Source organism: Bradyrhizobium sp. 33ap4 (assembly GCF_032654765.1).
GTDB classification, from domain to species: Bacteria; Pseudomonadota; Alphaproteobacteria; order Rhizobiales; family Xanthobacteraceae; genus Bradyrhizobium; species Bradyrhizobium australafricanum.
Window position 1 is genome coordinate 229,485 of the sequence record NZ_JAUMTJ010000003.1, and the last position, 14,777, is coordinate 244,261.

General features: G+C 63.3%; 14 protein-coding genes. 9 read left to right on the plus strand and 5 right to left on the minus strand.

Annotated features, from left to right (window positions below; genetic code table 11):
• The first annotated feature begins 32 nt into the window (after positions 1-32).
• Positions 33-839: an enoyl-CoA hydratase/isomerase family protein gene (locus Q2M23_RS03970; RefSeq protein ID WP_316394361.1), complete on the plus strand. Its 807-nt coding sequence runs from the start codon at positions 33-35 to the stop codon at positions 837-839.
• A gap of 233 nt (positions 840-1,072) precedes the next feature.
• On the opposite strand, the gene Q2M23_RS03975 is transcribed toward Q2M23_RS03970, so the two are convergent.
• The 3 genes from Q2M23_RS03975 to Q2M23_RS03985 all read right to left on the minus strand — a co-directional run bounded on the left by Q2M23_RS03975 (position 1,073) and on the right by Q2M23_RS03985 (position 5,282).
• Complete coding sequence (locus Q2M23_RS03975) at positions 1,073-1,576, minus strand: DUF6496 domain-containing protein (RefSeq protein WP_076828795.1); 504 nt, start codon at positions 1,574-1,576, stop codon at positions 1,073-1,075.
• Positions 1,577-1,688: 112 nt separating this feature from the next.
• Positions 1,689-2,873 (minus strand): acetate/propionate family kinase, encoded by a 1,185-nt coding sequence (locus Q2M23_RS03980; RefSeq protein WP_316394363.1) that lies wholly within the window; start codon positions 2,871-2,873, stop codon positions 1,689-1,691.
• 3 nt (positions 2,874-2,876) lie between these two features.
• Positions 2,877-5,282 carry a phosphoketolase gene (locus Q2M23_RS03985; protein WP_168856403.1) on the minus strand — a complete coding sequence of 802 codons (2,406 nt, stop codon included), beginning with the start codon at positions 5,280-5,282 and terminating at the stop codon, positions 2,877-2,879.
• A gap of 662 nt (positions 5,283-5,944) precedes the next feature.
• Here Q2M23_RS03985 and Q2M23_RS03990 point away from each other — a divergent pair.
• The 3 genes from Q2M23_RS03990 to Q2M23_RS04000 all read left to right on the plus strand — a co-directional run bounded on the left by Q2M23_RS03990 (position 5,945) and on the right by Q2M23_RS04000 (position 7,200).
• Complete coding sequence (locus tag Q2M23_RS03990) at positions 5,945-6,292, plus strand: response regulator (protein WP_076828800.1); 348 nt, start codon at positions 5,945-5,947, stop codon at positions 6,290-6,292.
• Between the two features lie 306 nt (positions 6,293-6,598).
• On the plus strand, positions 6,599-6,796 hold the full coding sequence (locus Q2M23_RS03995; RefSeq protein ID WP_076828802.1) for a hypothetical protein: 198 nt from the start codon (positions 6,599-6,601) through the stop codon (positions 6,794-6,796).
• A gap of 224 nt (positions 6,797-7,020) precedes the next feature.
• Positions 7,021-7,200: a hypothetical protein gene (locus Q2M23_RS04000; RefSeq protein WP_076828803.1), complete on the plus strand. Its 180-nt coding sequence runs from the start codon at positions 7,021-7,023 to the stop codon at positions 7,198-7,200.
• 310 nt (positions 7,201-7,510) lie between these two features.
• Here the strand turns inward: Q2M23_RS04000 and Q2M23_RS04005 are convergent, their stop codons facing one another.
• Together Q2M23_RS04005 and Q2M23_RS04010 are read right to left on the minus strand one after the other, a co-directional pair.
• Positions 7,511-7,690 (minus strand): hypothetical protein, encoded by a 180-nt coding sequence (locus Q2M23_RS04005; RefSeq protein WP_244558852.1) that lies wholly within the window; start codon positions 7,688-7,690, stop codon positions 7,511-7,513.
• A gap of 87 nt (positions 7,691-7,777) precedes the next feature.
• Entirely contained in the window at positions 7,778-8,398 is a 621-nt protein-coding gene (locus Q2M23_RS04010; protein WP_316394384.1) for a hypothetical protein, read from the minus strand.
• Here Q2M23_RS04010 and Q2M23_RS04015 point away from each other — a divergent pair.
• The 5 genes from Q2M23_RS04015 (at position 8,292) to Q2M23_RS04035 (ending at position 14,357) form a co-directional block, all read left to right on the plus strand.
• On the plus strand, positions 8,292-9,302 hold the full coding sequence (locus tag Q2M23_RS04015; RefSeq protein ID WP_316394366.1) for a chemotaxis protein CheB: 1,011 nt from the start codon (positions 8,292-8,294) through the stop codon (positions 9,300-9,302). The genes Q2M23_RS04010 and Q2M23_RS04015 overlap by 107 nt on opposite strands.
• Positions 9,302-9,571: a hypothetical protein gene (locus Q2M23_RS04020; RefSeq protein WP_076828806.1), complete on the plus strand. Its 270-nt coding sequence runs from the start codon at positions 9,302-9,304 to the stop codon at positions 9,569-9,571. The genes Q2M23_RS04015 and Q2M23_RS04020 overlap by 1 nt, the downstream gene beginning before the upstream one ends.
• A 364-nt stretch (positions 9,572-9,935) precedes the next feature.
• Positions 9,936-13,106: a CheR family methyltransferase gene (locus tag Q2M23_RS04025; protein ID WP_316394370.1), complete on the plus strand. Its 3,171-nt coding sequence runs from the start codon at positions 9,936-9,938 to the stop codon at positions 13,104-13,106.
• Entirely contained in the window at positions 13,107-13,853 is a 747-nt protein-coding gene (locus Q2M23_RS04030; RefSeq protein WP_076828811.1) for a Crp/Fnr family transcriptional regulator, read from the plus strand. It begins immediately after the preceding gene.
• 303 nt (positions 13,854-14,156) lie between these two features.
• A complete protein-coding gene (locus Q2M23_RS04035) occupies positions 14,157-14,357 on the plus strand; it encodes a hypothetical protein (RefSeq protein ID WP_028331978.1) in 201 nt (66 codons plus the stop codon).
• Positions 14,358-14,777: the final 420 nt, after the last annotated feature.

Here is a 14,777-nt window from a genome sequence, read left to right on the forward strand (position 1 = left end):
CAGTACACAAGAATGCGAGCGGGGAGGTATGCGTGATTGACTATGTGACGATCGAGAAAGGCCTCGGGCCGGAGGGCCGCATCGCCGTGGTGCGGTTCGACCGCGGCGACGGTATCAACGCGCTGTCGCCGGAGGCGCTGCGGCAGCTGACCGACGCGGCGCGCAGTTTCGAGGACGATAGCGAGACCTCGGTGGTGGTGCTGACCGGCGGCGCCAAATCGTTCAGCGCCGGCTTCGACCTCAAGGACGCCGAGGGGCGTTCTCGCCAGACCATGGACATGGGCACGCTGCGCCGGCACCTGAAGCTCGGGCCGCGGCTGACGCGCGCCTGGCAGGACATGGAGCAGGTCACGATCGGCGCGATCGAGGGCTTTTGCGTCGGCGGCGGCGTGGCACTCGCGGTCGCGCTGGATTTCCGCGTCATGGCGCGCGACGCGCATATGCGGGTGCCGGAAATCGCGCTCGGCATGAACATGAGCTGGCAGAGCGTGCCGCGCATGCTGCATCTGATGGGACCGGCGCGCACCAAGCAGGCGGTGATCCTGGCCGACGACCGGATCTCGGCCGAGGAGGCCTACGAGTGGGGCCTGGTGGAGCAGGTGACCGATCCTGGAAAGTCATATGACATCGCGATGGCGCTCGCGGCCAAGGTCGCTGCCCAGCCGCCGATCTCGGTCGCGATGACCAAGCTGACGGTCAACCGGCTCGCACATGCGCTCGACGATCTCGCCAGCCACATGGACCTCGACCAGTTCGCGCTGGCGAGCCTGACCGAGGATCACAAGGAAGGCGTCGCGGCCTTCCTCGGACGGCGGAAGCCGGGCTTTAAGGGGCGCTGATGCTTGTCGTTCAAGAGCCTTTCCAGGCTTCGGAATGGCGAAGGCCCTGACGCCCGGGCCGGTGCGTCAGGGCCTTTGCGGTGCGGAGACGACCCCAGCACCTTTGCGGGCCCTGGGGCCGACGCTGGGGTCATCCGCCTGCACCGTTGTCGAGACTAAGCAGGTAACGGGTATGATGCGCCCATCACAGCGTCCGCATTTGCCTATGTGAATCGCCATCCCCGTCCTCGAGCTTACTTTCGCCGCCGCGCTCTGGTGCGGGCTGCTTTCTTTGCTGCGGCCGAACGAACGGCCGATCCCTTGGTTTTTGCCGCCTTGCGTGCCGCGGCCGAGCGGGCCGATGCAGAACGCCGCGAGGCCGCGCGCCGCGTTTGTTTCGACAGCGCCGTGTGCGACGCCGCGCTGCGCGGTTCCCGTTTCAGGACGTTGGACACCGCTCGCGAGACGCGCGGCCTGCGTCTGGTCTTTCGCTTGCCCTGGCCCGCCTCATAGGCGTACTCCGCGCTCTTGCGGGTGGTCGCCTTGGCTGCGCCTTTCTTGGGGGGACGGAGCGGAACGCCCGCGCGCCTCGCCTTCGACAGGCCGATTGCAATGGCCTGTTTGGAAGATCGCGCGCCGTGCTTGCCACGGCGAACCTTGCGAATTTCCTCGTGCACGAACTCGCCCGCCTGGGTGGTCGTCGACTTTCCCGCGCGCCGGTCCTGTCTGGCCTTTTGCATCGTCTTTCGTTCCGGCATTATCGTTCTCCCGTTGCCGATTTCGGTTTCCGGGACGTCAACGTCCGGCTCAAGGAAACGGTCCTTCAAGCATCGATTTAGCCCACTGCCGCAGGAGCGCCTCTCGGCGATCCTAGGTTCCCGAGATCAAGGCTGCGCAGTGGCGAGCAATCGTTGCTTCCTCGTTTGTCGCCATGACGAGCACGTCCACCGAACTGTCCGTGCCAGCAATGTGCAGCTCTGCCGCGGCGTTGGCGCATGGATCGAGCTCAACACCCAGCCATCGCAGGCGTTCGCAGACCTGGCTGCGAACCTCGCCCGCGTGCTCGCCGATACCGCCGGTGAACACCAGGCATTCCAGTCCGCCCAGCGTGCCAGCCATCGCGACGACCTGCTGCGCGATGCGGAACGTGAAGAGATCAACCGCTTCCTTCGCGGCTGGCTCCTGGCTGGCGAGCAAGACACGCATGTCGGAGGAGATGCCCGAAACGCCGAGCAGCCCCGATTGGTGATAAAGCAGTTGCTCAAGGTCGTCGACCGACATGCCGTTCTGCTGCTGGAGGTAAAGCAGAACGCCCGGATCGATCGTGCCGCAACGGGTCCCCATGACCAGGCCGTCGAGCGGCGTCAGACCCATCGTGGTGTCGATGCTCCGGCCGTTGCGCATGGCGCAGAGGCTCGCGCCATTGCCGAGATGCGCCACCACGGTGCGCTTTGCGGAAAACTCCGGCGAGATGTCGGCAAGGCGGCCTGCGACATATTCAAAGGAGAGCCCATGAAAGCCGTAGCGCCGAATGCCGGCGCGTTCGAGATGTCTCGGGATCGCAAACCGATTGACGGGCGGCGCGAGGCCATGATGGAACGACGTGTCGAAGCATGCGACCTGCATCAGTTCCGGCCGGATCGCGCTGATTGCCCGGATTGGCGTCAGGCAGCGAGGCTGATGCAACGGCGCCAGCGGGGTGAGGGCGTCGAGGACGGCAAGCACCGTCCGATTGACTTCGACCGGTCGCGAAAATTCGCGGCCGCCATGTACGACGCGATGCCCGACGGCACGCAGCCGCTGGCCAAGATGATGTTCGATCCGTGCCAGGACGTCGGCGAACAGCCGATCGGGCGACGCATCTGGTTCGGCTTGCTCCAACGCGAACGACGCGCGGCCGGCCGGGTCGGTGAAGACCAATCGCGACGCGCCCTCGTGCTCGTCGACCTGTGCCTTGCAGAGCAGCGCGGGATCGGTATGCGAAGCATCGAAAACGCCGAACTTGATGCTCGACGAGCCGGAGTTGACGACCAGAACCGCATCGGACGTCGGCATGGCTCAACCGCCCGCAGGTGTGGCGCCGCCAGTGCCGTTTGGCCAGACCCAGTCTCGAACCTCCGGCATGTCCTCGCCATGTTCGCGCACATATCGCGCATGCGCGATCAAGGCGTTCCGGTATTCTTGCTTGATCTGTGCGGCCTTGGTGGCGAGCCCCGGCACGCGCTCGATCACCTCGATCGCGAGATGATAGCGGTCTAATCCATTGAGAACGACCATGTCGAAAGGTGTGGTCGTCGTGCCTTCCTCCACAAAGCCGCGCACATGCATGTTGTCGTGATTGGCCCGGCCATAGGTGAGTCGGTGGATGAGATAAGGGTAGCCGTGGTAGGCAAAGATGACGGGGCGATCGCGCGTGAACAGGCTGTCGAAGTCGCGATCGCTGAGGCCATGAGGGTGCTGTTGCCTCGGCTGCAGCGTCATCAGGTCGACGACGTTGACCACGCGGATCTTGAGGTCGGGGAGGGCCTTATGCAGCAGATCAACGGCGGCGAGCGTCTCCAGCGTCGGAACGTCACCCGCGCAAGCCATCACGACATCGGGCTCGCTTGTGGCATCTCCGGTTCCGGCCCACGTCCAGATGCCAATGCCGGCATCGCAATGGGTGGCGGCGTCCTGCATCGAAAGCCATTGCGCGGACGGTTGTTTGCCGGCGACGATGACATTGATCCGATCGTAGGTCTGCAGGCAGTGATCGGCGATCCATAGCAGCGTGTTGGCGTCGGGCGGGAAATAGACACGGACGATGTCGGCCTTCTTGTTGGTGACCAGATCGACAAAGCCGGGATCCTGGTGGCTGAAACCGTTGTGATCCTGTCGCCAGACATGCGACGTCAGCAGATAATTGAGCGAGGCGATCGGACGCCGCCACGCCAATTGGCGCGAGACCTTCAGCCATTTGGCGTGCTGGTTGAACATCGAATCCACGATGTGGATGAATGCTTCATAGCAGGAGAAGAAGCCGTGGCGTCCGGTCAATAGATAGCCCTCCAGCCAGCCCTGGCAGAGGTGTTCGCTGAGGACTTCCATGACGCGGCCGTCTTGAGCGAGATGGACATCGTACGGCTCGGTCGGCTCCATCCAGACCCGGTCTGTGGCTTCGAATACGGCATCCAGCCGGTTCGAGGCGGTTTCGTCAGGCCCCATGATGCGGAAATTGCCGGCATTGGCATTCAGCTTGAGGACATCGCGCAGGTATTTTCCGAGCTCGTGGGTCGCTGCGGCGACCGTCTGACCCGGATGCTTCACGTCGACGGCAAATGCGCGGTAATCCGGCAACCGGAGCTCGCGTTTCAGAAGGCCGCCATTGGCGTGCGGATTGGCGCCCATCCGGCGGTTCGCGGTCGGGGCGAGGGCCTGGAGCTCCGGGATCAGCGCACCATCCTTGTCGAACAGTTGCTCTGGATGATAGCTTCGCATCCAGTCTTCAAGCAGCCTGAGATGCGCGGGGTTGTCGCGGACTTGCGCGATCGGCACCTGGTGCGCGCGCCAAAAGCCCTCGACTTTCAGCCCGTCGACCTCCTTCGGACCGGTCCAGCCCTTCGGACTGCGCAGCACGATCATCGGCCAGCGCGGCCGCTCCGATCGTTTGCCGCCGCGCGCCTCGGTTTGGATCTTGTGAATGGCTGCAAGCGCCTCATCCAGGGCAGCGGCCATGGCGCGATGCATCGGCATCGGATTGTCGCCCTCGACGAAAAGCGGCTCATGTCCGTAGCCGCGAAACAGGTTGCGGATTTCCTCGTCGCCCATCCGCCCGAGCACCGTCGGATTGGCGATCTTGTAGCCGTTGAGATGCAGGATCGGCAGCACCGCGCCATCACGCGCGGGATTTAAGAACTTGTTCGAGTGCCACGATGCAGCCAGCGGACCGGTTTCCGCCTCGCCATCGCCGACGACGCAGGCCACGATCAGATCGGGATTGTCGAACGCCGCGCCATAGGCGTGGACCAGCGAATAGCCGAGCTCGCCACCCTCATGAATGGAGCCGGGCGTTTCCGGTGCCGCGTGGCTTGGAATACCGCCGGGGAAGGAAAACTGCCGGAACAACTTTCGCAGACCATCCGCGTCTCGGCCGATGTCGGGATATATCTCGCTGTAGGAGCCTTCGAGATATGTGTTCGCCACCATGCCCGGACCGCCATGTCCGGGACCGCAAATGTAGATGACGTTGAGATCGAGCGCGCGAATGACACGGTTGAGATGGGCATAGACGAAATTCAGGCCCGGTGTGGTGCCCCAATGACCGAGCAGGCGGGGCTTGATGTGTTCCTTGCGCAGCGGCTCGCTAAGCAGCGGATTGTCGAGAAGATAGATCTGGCCGACCGAAAGGTAATTGGCGGCGCGCCAGTAGCGGTCGAGCAGGTCGAGATTGCCGGCGGTCGTTCTTTGTTCGATGGTTGCTTTCATGGAGCCAACTCCTCCCCAAAACTATCACAACAGCTACAGGTTGATCCGGCCGGTGATGATCGCGCTCGACTGATGGCGGGGCCGGGCGGGACGTCGGGCAGCGATAGCGGCGGCGGTTCTTGGCTGCGGTTCTTGGCTGATGCATTGCGTTCGCTGGCTCCAACCGCAGGCGCCGACCCTCGTTCCTTAGTTTGCCGCCTTGGAGCCGCGCACCCGCACACCCTAGCGGTGACGGCGACTGGTTTGTTCTTCGACATCGGCAAACAAGGCATCTCCGGGCGGGACCACCGATCTCTCATATGTAAATGCCGGAACCAGGCAGAGAGATGACAAGCGGCAGCGACTGATGTTTCGACCGCGATTCGATATCCGCCATAGTCATCCGAAGGGTGCAGTTGATGAATCTCATCGACCGCTACTTTTTCGCCGCAACGATCACTGTGACAATTGTACTCTGGCTGTACCTCGGGTTGCTGGTGGCCGGTAGCTGACGGCGCGCGCCTGGAAAATCGGGACCACCCTCCGTCTTGAATTCCCGCTCTTTGAATGGGCCATGACCGCTGTCCTAACGGTGCGCGGAACGACGCGCCTGGGAAACCCAACCGGCGGGAGAACGTTAACGCCTCGATCATCCGCGAAGATCAACTGGCAGAGGTACTGCTATGCGTACGATCTTGATCGTGGAGGACGAGTATTTCATTGCCGATGACTGTGCCACGCTGGCACGACAGGCCGGCTATCACGTCGTCGGCCCGTTCGCTTCGATCGACGAAGCCCGCCCGCACGCGTCCGGAGCGTCCGGCGCGCTGATCGACATCAACGTCAATGGAACCTCGTCCTACAAGTTGATCGATACCCTGCTTGCGATGGGAACACCGGTCACCCTGTATACCGGCTACGACCCCAGCGCGCTGCCCGAGAAGTATGCGCATCTCCCCGTGGTGACCAAGCCGCGCGGGTGTGCGGAGGCTCTCGGGATCTTGTGCAAGCAGATGAGCGTCGCCGAATAGCCGGCGAACTGAACGCAGATCGGTGCGCGCGCCGGGATGCGCAGCGGTGGATATGGGTCCGGCCCCCGTGCCAATGACACCAAAGAGAATGAGCGTTCGCTGCTCTTTCCACACGTCGTCCCTGCGAAAGCATGCGAAAGCAGGGACGACACCGTATGTATTGCGCTGTGATTCCCAACACAGCACTTTGTTGGCAACTTTCCTGGTCGAGGTTTGTTGTCTCCTCATCACCGGCCAAGGCTCTGCCGTAGGCGTCGGTGGCTGAGAGACCGATTGTGCTCCCGCCTGCATAACAGGGAGTACACCATGCCCATCGAGCGGCAAATCTATCGTCTTTCCAATTACCGTGATCTCAACGATACCGAGCGGATGATCCGGGTCGTCGAGCACGCGCGCAAGCTCCTCGCCGAAAGCCGCGCCAGCACGTTTCTGGGCCGCAAGACGCAGGAACCCTTCCCGCAGGCGGAAAGCCAATATGGAATCCTGAATCCTGACCTGTGTTGAGCTTTCGCACCCTGCGGAGGCGGAACCATGCTGGTTGGGGTGATTACTGTGTCACCCCCGCCAGGGAGCAGAGCATGAAGCGGCGCACCGACGCTGGCGACGACCGCGTTCGAACAATCTTCGATGTCTCATGAGATACGTTTGTCGCGATGCCTCGGAGCAAACCCGCTTCGGACTTATCACATGACAGGGCGGCGGCAGCGATCGGGTGACATGTTTCGTCGATGATCGATCCCCTGTTCGCCCGCGCTCAGCTTGCCATCGAAGAAAGTCTCACTTTGCGCGCACAGAAGCGATCGCTCGCGGATCAGCGAGACGATCAGCTCGCCGAGTTGCGGCAATCGGTGCGTAATTCCGCGAGCACGCGCATGGAGATCAAAGCCCACCGCGACAACAGTACGTAAGGCTTTCGCTGGTGGGGGCGGGCAATATCCCTATCGGTCGGCAGGCCGACTAGCGGGCGTTGATGAAGCGTTCGAGATGCATGGAGAATTCGTAGCTCAGCGCCAATTGTCGCCAGGACCTGGCCAGCAACTCGTAATCCTTGCGCGTCCTTTCGACGCCGGACGTCGCGGCCAGACGGTCGGCCTCGTCGGCCAGTTGCCGGCATTCCGCGATCCGATCCGTTGAATCGTGCAGTGTCGTTGTCCTTCCTGAAAACGATGGGAGGATGTATCGCGCCGCCGGTTCACCCGAGATCGTGGACCGAGACAATCAGACAGTATGAGCGTCACCCGGCCTCAAGGTCCTGAGCTGCGCGACGACGAGGCGCAACTCGTTTGCCAATTGGGCGTTACGGATGCGGGTTTCCGTGACGGTTGAGAGGTCGGCGACCAGCGCGCGTTCTGCGGCCGTCTGCTCCAGCAGCTCGATACGTCTTTCGATCTCGGTCATTACACACCCCCGGTCCGATATCGTGACCGGAGTATCGTGAGGCCGTCTGCAAACCTCCGCACTAACATTTGCAAATGCTCGAGCGGATTATTCGTGTCCGGCAGCGTCATTGCCGCGCAGGATCATGCCGGCGAGCCCGTGCGCCATGGCGCGATGATCGAACGGCTTCTCCCACAACGGAACGTCCGCGAATTCGCTGCTCAGCACGATCTTGTCGTATCCCGAGGTGAACACCATCGGCACGCCGCGCGCCTGCAGCTCGCGCGCGACCGGATAGATCATCTGCTTGCGGATGTTTACATCGAGCACCGCTCCATCGATCACGCCGCCGTCTTGAAGGATACGAAGCGCATCGTCGATGTCACCGGCCGGCCCGGCGATATCGGCACCGAGCGCACGCAGCGCGCTGCGCATGTCGTCGGCAAGGAAATATTCGTCTTCGACAATCAGGACGCGCCGTCCGGTCAGGAGAGGGCGTTCGCGCAAAGGTGCAAATTCAGACATGTCGATTCGGGCCGTACCCGGTGTGATGTCGTCGCAAAATTGGAACATAAGCCGAATGCTCGCCTTGTTGTAAACAATATCGGAAAAGGCAGGTTCCATGTCCAATCGGGACATCATCGTCATCGGCGGTTCGGCTGGGGCGACTGCACCGTTGAAGGAGATTCTGGGCCGGCTGCCGGTGGATCTGCCGGCCGCGGTCTTCATCGTATTGCACATACCGTCTCACGGCATCGGCATTCTCTCCACGGTCGCGAACGCCGCCGGCAAGCTGCCGGTCCGGCAGGCGGAAAGCGGCATGGTCATCGAAAATGGTCACGTCTATCTGGCGGCGCCGGACCACCATCTGCTGATCCAGGATGGCCACCTGATGCTCGGCCGCGGGCCACGCGAAAATCTGGTGCGGCCGGCGATCGACGCGCTGTTTCGCTCGGCCGCACTGCACTATGGACCGCGCGTGATTGGCGTTGTGCTCAGCGGCCTGCTGTCCGACGGCGCGGCAGGCCTGAACGCGATCAAGCGGTGCGGTGGGGTCGCGCTGGTTCAGGAGCCCCAGGACGCGATGTCCGATGAAATGCCGCTCAGGGCATTGGAAGCGACCACCGTCGATCTCTGTATCCCGGGCGCACGGCTTGGCGATGTGCTGTCCGATCTGGTTCGGGAGCGGCCCGGCGCGATCCTGCCGATTCCGCCGGAGATCGTGCTGGAGGTGAAAATTGCGGCGGGCGAGCGCGTCGGCAGCGATACGCTGGTCGAGATTGCCGATCCGGCACCGCTGACTTGTCCGGGATGCGGTGGCGTCCTTTCCGAGCTCAAGGTCGGGCACCCGCTGCGATTTCGCTGTCAGGTCGGTCACGCCTATACGGCCGACGCGCTTGCCAAGGAGCAGGAGGGCCGGGTTGACGAGGCGCTCCGGGTCGCACTCCGCATCATCGAGGAGCGCGCCGAACTGGTGCACCGGATGGCCGAGGACGGCCGCCAGAGCGGTCGCCCGGCGGTCGCGCAAATGTATGACGCGCGCGCCGCTGAATATCGCGAATACGCCGATATGATCCGGCGAGTCATGCTACAATCGCTCGATCCGAAGCGACCGGCGCGGAAGGAACCGTGATGGCCAGCGCTGAGCATGCGAACTGGGCCGAACAGCTGCGGTCCGAACGTGCGCTGCTGGTCAAGGCGGACGTCGATATCGAGGAGGGCTGGAGGCGGCTGCGCAGCCAGCAGGATCTGCTGGATTGGCTGCAACGGGCCGGTCACGACACTGTGCAAGCCGAGCGGCTGGTCGGCTTGCTCAAGCAGACCTTGATCGAGTGGGAGCGGCATCGAACCCTGATCGTGCAGCGGGTCGCATATCTCGAGGAGCGGGTGACATCGCACTAGCGCCTGGGAGGAGGATCGGGGATGCGCCTCAGTGCCCTGAACTCCGCTCCAAGTTCGAACATGTGGTCAAACTGCTGCAGGACGCGCTGGCGCCAGAGGTCGTTCTCGTCGATGAGGCGATGGGCTTCTGCAGTCGCCCGTTCCGCACGCCTGATCAGGGCTGTGAGCTCTCCGGATCCATCTATCGTCGGGTCGCCTTCCATCACCTAACTATGACCCTTCCGGTTTTGGAGGGCAATCGATCCCGGAGTCGAGGTTCCCGGGAGGTTGGAGAATTCCTACCTATCCCGTTGGGATAGGACTAAACTCTGCTATCAAAAGACGCGGGCGAGACGCCAGCAGGAGAATGAGAGCCGCTGCAATCATGGATGATGTTGGCCAATCCCAGAGCGGAGACGAAGAGCGCCAGTCCAAGGCGCCGCTGATCATAGGTGTGGGCGCGTCCGCCGGCACCCTCGACAGCATCGAGCGGTTCTTCTCGAAGCTGAGGCTCAATCCGGACCAGGCCGTCGTGCTCGTGTTGCAGTACCGGGATGCCATCGAGGACACCCGGTTGCGCGAAGCGTTGCAGCGATCGGAAGGCGCCCGGCTGTCCGAGATCAGCGACGGACAGCTCGTCGAGGGTGGCACGATCCATCTGTGTCCGTCCGACATGATCACCACCGTTCATGGCGACCGTTTCGCGGTCCGGCGCGCCGAGCAGGCGCGCGCCGAGCGGGCCACCATCGACAGTTTCCTGGTGTCGCTGGCGGAGGAGCGCGCCGAGGAATCGATCGGCGTGGTGCTGGCCGGCACCGGTGGCGACGGCACGCTCGGGGTCGCGACCCTGAAGGATCATGGCGGCCTGGCGATCGCCGAGCGCATCGGGGATGGCGAACCCGATCCGCACGCCGAAGGCAATTCGGCCGTCGCGATCGCGGATTTTGTGCTGCCGCCCGAGGCCATTCCCGAGCATATCGACGTCTATGCCCGCCACCTGCGCCGGCTCGAGGAGAAGCAGGGGTTCGACGAGGTGCTGGCCGCGGCGGCAACCTCGCTTGCGCGCATTGCGGATATCCTTCGCAACAAGACCGGCAACGATTTCCACGGCTACAAGCAGAACACCTTCCTGCGCCGCGTCCAGCGCCGCATGCAGGTGGTGCAGATCGACGATATCTCTGCCTATGTCGATTTCCTGAGAAACGACAAGGACGAGGCGCAACATCTGTTCAACGACCTCCTGATCGGCGTCACGGAATTCTTCCGCGACAAGAAGGAGTTCGATGTCCTGGAAACCCAGATCATTCCGAAGATATTCGAAGGGAAGGGCGTCGGCCAGCAGGTGCGTGTCTGGGTGCTTGGCTGCGCGACCGGCGAAGAGGCCTATTCGATCGGCATTCTGCTGCGCGAGCATATGGCCGGTCTCGACTCGGTGCCGCAGGTGCAGATCTTCGCGACTGACATCGACGGGCGCGCGCTCGCCGCCGCGCGCGTCGGGCGCTATCGCACCAGCATCGAGAACGATATGACGCCGGAACGGCTGGCGCGCTGGTTCGTACGCGAAGGCGACACCTACTGCGTCGTCAAGGAGCTGCGCGAGATGTGCATTTTCTCGCAGCACAACGTCATCAAGGACGCGCCGTTCTCCAAGCTCGATTTGATCTCGTGCCGCAACCTGCTGATCTATCTCAATGCCGAGCTGCAGAACCGCGTCATCCCGCTGTTCCATTTTGCGCTGCTGCCGGACCGGTACCTGTTTCTCGGCAATTCCGAGAACGTCACCCGGCATCCGAAGCTGTTCGCGCCGGTCGACCGGCGCGCACGCATCTTCAAGAAGCTCGAGACCGGGACGCGGCTGCCGCCGGAATTCCCGATCACGACGGCGGCCGGGCGAGCCGCGATCGACATACCACCGGTCCGCTCCATCGGCCCCGATGTCGGCCTCGAGCGCCGCGCCCAGCGCATCGCCGAGCGCTATGCGCCGGCCTATGTGATCACCGACGACCACTTTCACATCCTGCATTTCTCCGGCCGCACCGGCCGCTATATCGAGCCGACCGCAGGCACGGCGACCCTCGACCTGCTGCAACTCGTGCACCGCGACCTCAGACTTGAGCTGCGCACGGCGCTCAGCCGTGCCGCGGAAACCAACGAGGCCGCGCATGCCGAGCAGGTGCAACTCGGCGTCAACGGGCATCGCGTGCTGGTCGACATCACGGCCGAACCAATTCTCGACGGCCCTGCGGGTCACCGCAATTTCGTCGTGCTGTTCAAGGATGGGCCGATCCGCCCTGTGGATCGCGCCGAAACCAATCCCAACGTTCTGGTCAGGACCGAGCATGTCGAGCGGCTGGAAAGCGAGCTGCGCGCCACCCGCGAGCGGTTGCAGGCCACGATCGAGGAGCTCGAAAGCACCAATGAGGAACTGAAATCCTCCAACGAGGAGTATCAATCGCTCAATGAGGAGCTGCAATCCGCCAACGAGGAACTGGAGACCTCGCGCGAGGAATTGCAGTCGGTCAACGAGGAGCTGACGACCGTCAACGGCGAGCTGGCGCATCGCGTGCAGGAATTGACCCGCGCCACCAGCGACCTGAAGAATTTCCTCGAGAGCACGCAGATCGCGACCGTGTTCCTGGACAACGATCTGAAGGTGATGAACTTCACGCCGGCGATCACGCATTTGCTGCATCTGGTCGAGACCGATGTCGGCCGCCCGATCGCGCATATCAAGGCGCGCATCCCGATCGAGGAGCTCTACGACGATGTGCGGCGCGTGCTGCGGACGCTGGCCAGCGCCGAGCGCGAGCTGACCGCGCCCGACAGCGGCACGCGCTATATCGTGCGCATCCTGCCGTACCGCAGCATCGACAATTTCATCGCCGGCGTCGTGATCACCTTCATCGACGTCACCGCGATCACGCGGGCCGAGGAGCGGCAGCGGCTGCTACTTGCCGAGCTGCAGCATCGCGTGCGCAACACGCTCGGCGTGGTCCGCTCGATCGCGCGCCGCTCGGCCGAGACCAGCGCGAACGTCGAGGACTACGCATCGCATCTCGACGGCCGGCTCAACGCCTTCGCGCGGACCCAGTCGCTGGTGACCCGCGATCCGGAAGGCGGCGTCGACCTCGAATATCTCGTGGTCGAGGAATTGCTTGCGTACAACGCGAAGGAAGGCGAGCAACTGAAGGTCGCAGGTCCCGGGATCCGGCTCCAGCCCAAGGCCGCGGAGACCTTCGCGCTGGCACTCCACGAGCTCGCAACCAATGCCTTGAAGTATGGCGCGCTGAGCGATACGGCCGGGCGCATCGACGTCTCATGGCGCATCGATGATGCGGCCGATCCGCGGCAACTGCTGTTCGACTGGCGCGAGCGCAACGGGCCCGCGGTGGCGCCGCCGCGCCGCAGGGGATTTGGATCCGATCTCCTGGAGCGGACGCTGGCGTTCGAGTTCAAGGGCAAGAGCACGCTCGAGTTCAATCCGTCGGGACTGCACTGCACGATCGCCATACCGATGAACCCGCAAGCCATCCATACGCCGAGCATGGGGAGCTAGATGCATCCCCCGATCCTCGAGGGAAATCTGGCGCAGCCGGTGATCCGGCGGCTCAATGCCCTGCGGCAATTGTCCGAACGCGGGATCGCGTTGCTGCAACAGGCGATCCAGGAAGGGCTGCATCGGGCCCGCCCGGGCGAAGACCTCGCCACCGAGGGCGATCCGGTCGAGAGCGTCAGGATCATCCTGTCGGGCTGGCTCTGCCGCTACAAGACGCTGCCGGACGGCCGCCGCCAGATCGTCAATTTCATCCTGCCGGGCGACAGCTGCGACGCCTGCGTTTATCTTTTGTCGGTGATGGATCATTCGATCGGCGCGCTGACCCCGGTCACTTATGCCGACATCAAGCGGCCAGCGTTCGAGCAACTGCTGGCGAGCGACCGTTCGCTGGAGGAGGCGCTGTGGTGCGAAACCATGGTGAACAGCGCGATCCAGCGGGAATGGACGGTCAATATCGGACGGCGCGTGGCGCTGGAGCGGGTCGCGCATCTGTTGTGCGAACTCCATGAGCGCCTGCTGCCGGTTGGAATGATCGACGGCGATTCCTGCCTGTTCCCGGTCACGCAGATGGATCTCGCCGATGCCACCGGCCTGTCGGTGGTCCACGTCAACAGGACGCTGCAGGAGCTGCGCGGCTCCGGCCTGATCGTGCTGCGCGACCGCATGCTGACGATCAACGACCTGAAGCTGCTCAAGGACACGGCGTTGTTTTCGGCCGACTATCTGCACACCAAGCGGCGCGGCTGAGACGCGGCAAGGCGGCTCTATGCTGCTCCCCCTGAAATCGCGACGGATGCCGGTGCGGCGGGCGCGCGAGGCGCCGCAGGCGTTCGCTGATGCGATCCTTGAAATGTCGCAGCGGGACTGACGCGGAGGCGCGTCATTTTGCAGAGCGCACTGACGATCTGAACATGACAGTGATTTGTCGCGACGAAGACAGCGCGACGGTCGGCCGCGCAAGATTTGGATACGGCTGTTAACATACTTGAACTCCTCTCGCGCGGTGTCGCGCTACGATGCAGTTCGATCCACGAGGGCAGGGAGGCAATCATGCTCGATGGAGAGACGGCCGCAGTGCTTCGCGCGGTGCTCGACGAGGTCTGCGGAGGCGTGCCGCGCTCGGATACGACGAAGCGGACCAACGTCGCCTCTGGATTGCTGCAGGCCATTCGCGAGGGACGCTCGTCAATCGATGAGCTGCGCATCGCAGGCCAGGCCGCGTTGCGCACCGCCCCGAGCATGTGGCGCTAGGCGGTCTGATCGGGCAATCGCAGCGGCACGATTGTGCGTCGCACATTTGCAGACGTTAGTGCCGGAACTGACTTCGACGCGCATGCTCTCGCGAGCTGACGCGCCGACCGGCCGTCAGCGCAACCAGGAGAACCCCGCTACGACCCCAGCTCTCCATCCCTGAGCTGGGGTCACTTGTGTCGAACAGGGAGTGGAGCCACAGCGATCGAGTAGAGCGTCGAGGGCTCCTCGATCTCGTCCTCCGGTCACGTCCAGCCGCCATGATGGTGAAGGAACGTTCAGGAAAGTTCCGGTCCTGTTCCTGCAACATGCGCGGACGCCAGTCGTTATCACGGCGTACTAGTCTTACTGTGTCATAAGTGGATCGGCGGGTCGCGCCCTTTGATGAGCCGGATGCAGCAAGGACACCTTTGCATGCGG

Excerpts from the sequence above, each read along its gene's own strand:
- Q2M23_RS04015 (WP_316394366.1), top strand. The coding sequence starts at position 8,292 with ATGTCCAATCGGGACATCATCGTCATCGGCGGTTCGGCTGGGGCGACT.
- Q2M23_RS03995 (WP_076828802.1), top strand. The coding sequence starts at position 6,599 with ATGCCCATCGAGCGGCAAATCTATCGTCTTTCCAATTACCGTGATCTC.
- Q2M23_RS03980 (WP_316394363.1), bottom strand. The coding sequence starts at position 2,873 with ATGCCGACGTCCGATGCGGTTCTGGTCGTCAACTCCGGCTCGTCGAGC.
- Q2M23_RS03990 (WP_076828800.1), top strand. The coding sequence starts at position 5,945 with ATGCGTACGATCTTGATCGTGGAGGACGAGTATTTCATTGCCGATGAC.
- Q2M23_RS03975 (WP_076828795.1), bottom strand. The coding sequence starts at position 1,576 with ATGCCGGAACGAAAGACGATGCAAAAGGCCAGACAGGACCGGCGCGCG.
- Q2M23_RS04020 (WP_076828806.1), top strand. The coding sequence starts at position 9,302 with ATGGCCAGCGCTGAGCATGCGAACTGGGCCGAACAGCTGCGGTCCGAA.
- Q2M23_RS04025 (WP_316394370.1), top strand. The coding sequence starts at position 9,936 with ATGGATGATGTTGGCCAATCCCAGAGCGGAGACGAAGAGCGCCAGTCC.
- Q2M23_RS04030 (WP_076828811.1), top strand. The coding sequence starts at position 13,107 with ATGCATCCCCCGATCCTCGAGGGAAATCTGGCGCAGCCGGTGATCCGG.
- Q2M23_RS04000 (WP_076828803.1), top strand. The coding sequence starts at position 7,021 with ATGATCGATCCCCTGTTCGCCCGCGCTCAGCTTGCCATCGAAGAAAGT.
- Q2M23_RS04035 (WP_028331978.1), top strand. The coding sequence starts at position 14,157 with ATGCTCGATGGAGAGACGGCCGCAGTGCTTCGCGCGGTGCTCGACGAG.
- Q2M23_RS04005 (WP_244558852.1), bottom strand. The coding sequence starts at position 7,690 with ATGACCGAGATCGAAAGACGTATCGAGCTGCTGGAGCAGACGGCCGCA.
- Q2M23_RS03985 (WP_168856403.1), bottom strand. The coding sequence starts at position 5,282 with ATGAAAGCAACCATCGAACAAAGAACGACCGCCGGCAATCTCGACCTG.
- Q2M23_RS04010 (WP_316394384.1), bottom strand. The coding sequence starts at position 8,398 with ATGAAGACCGCGGCCGGCAGATCCACCGGCAGCCGGCCCAGAATCTCC.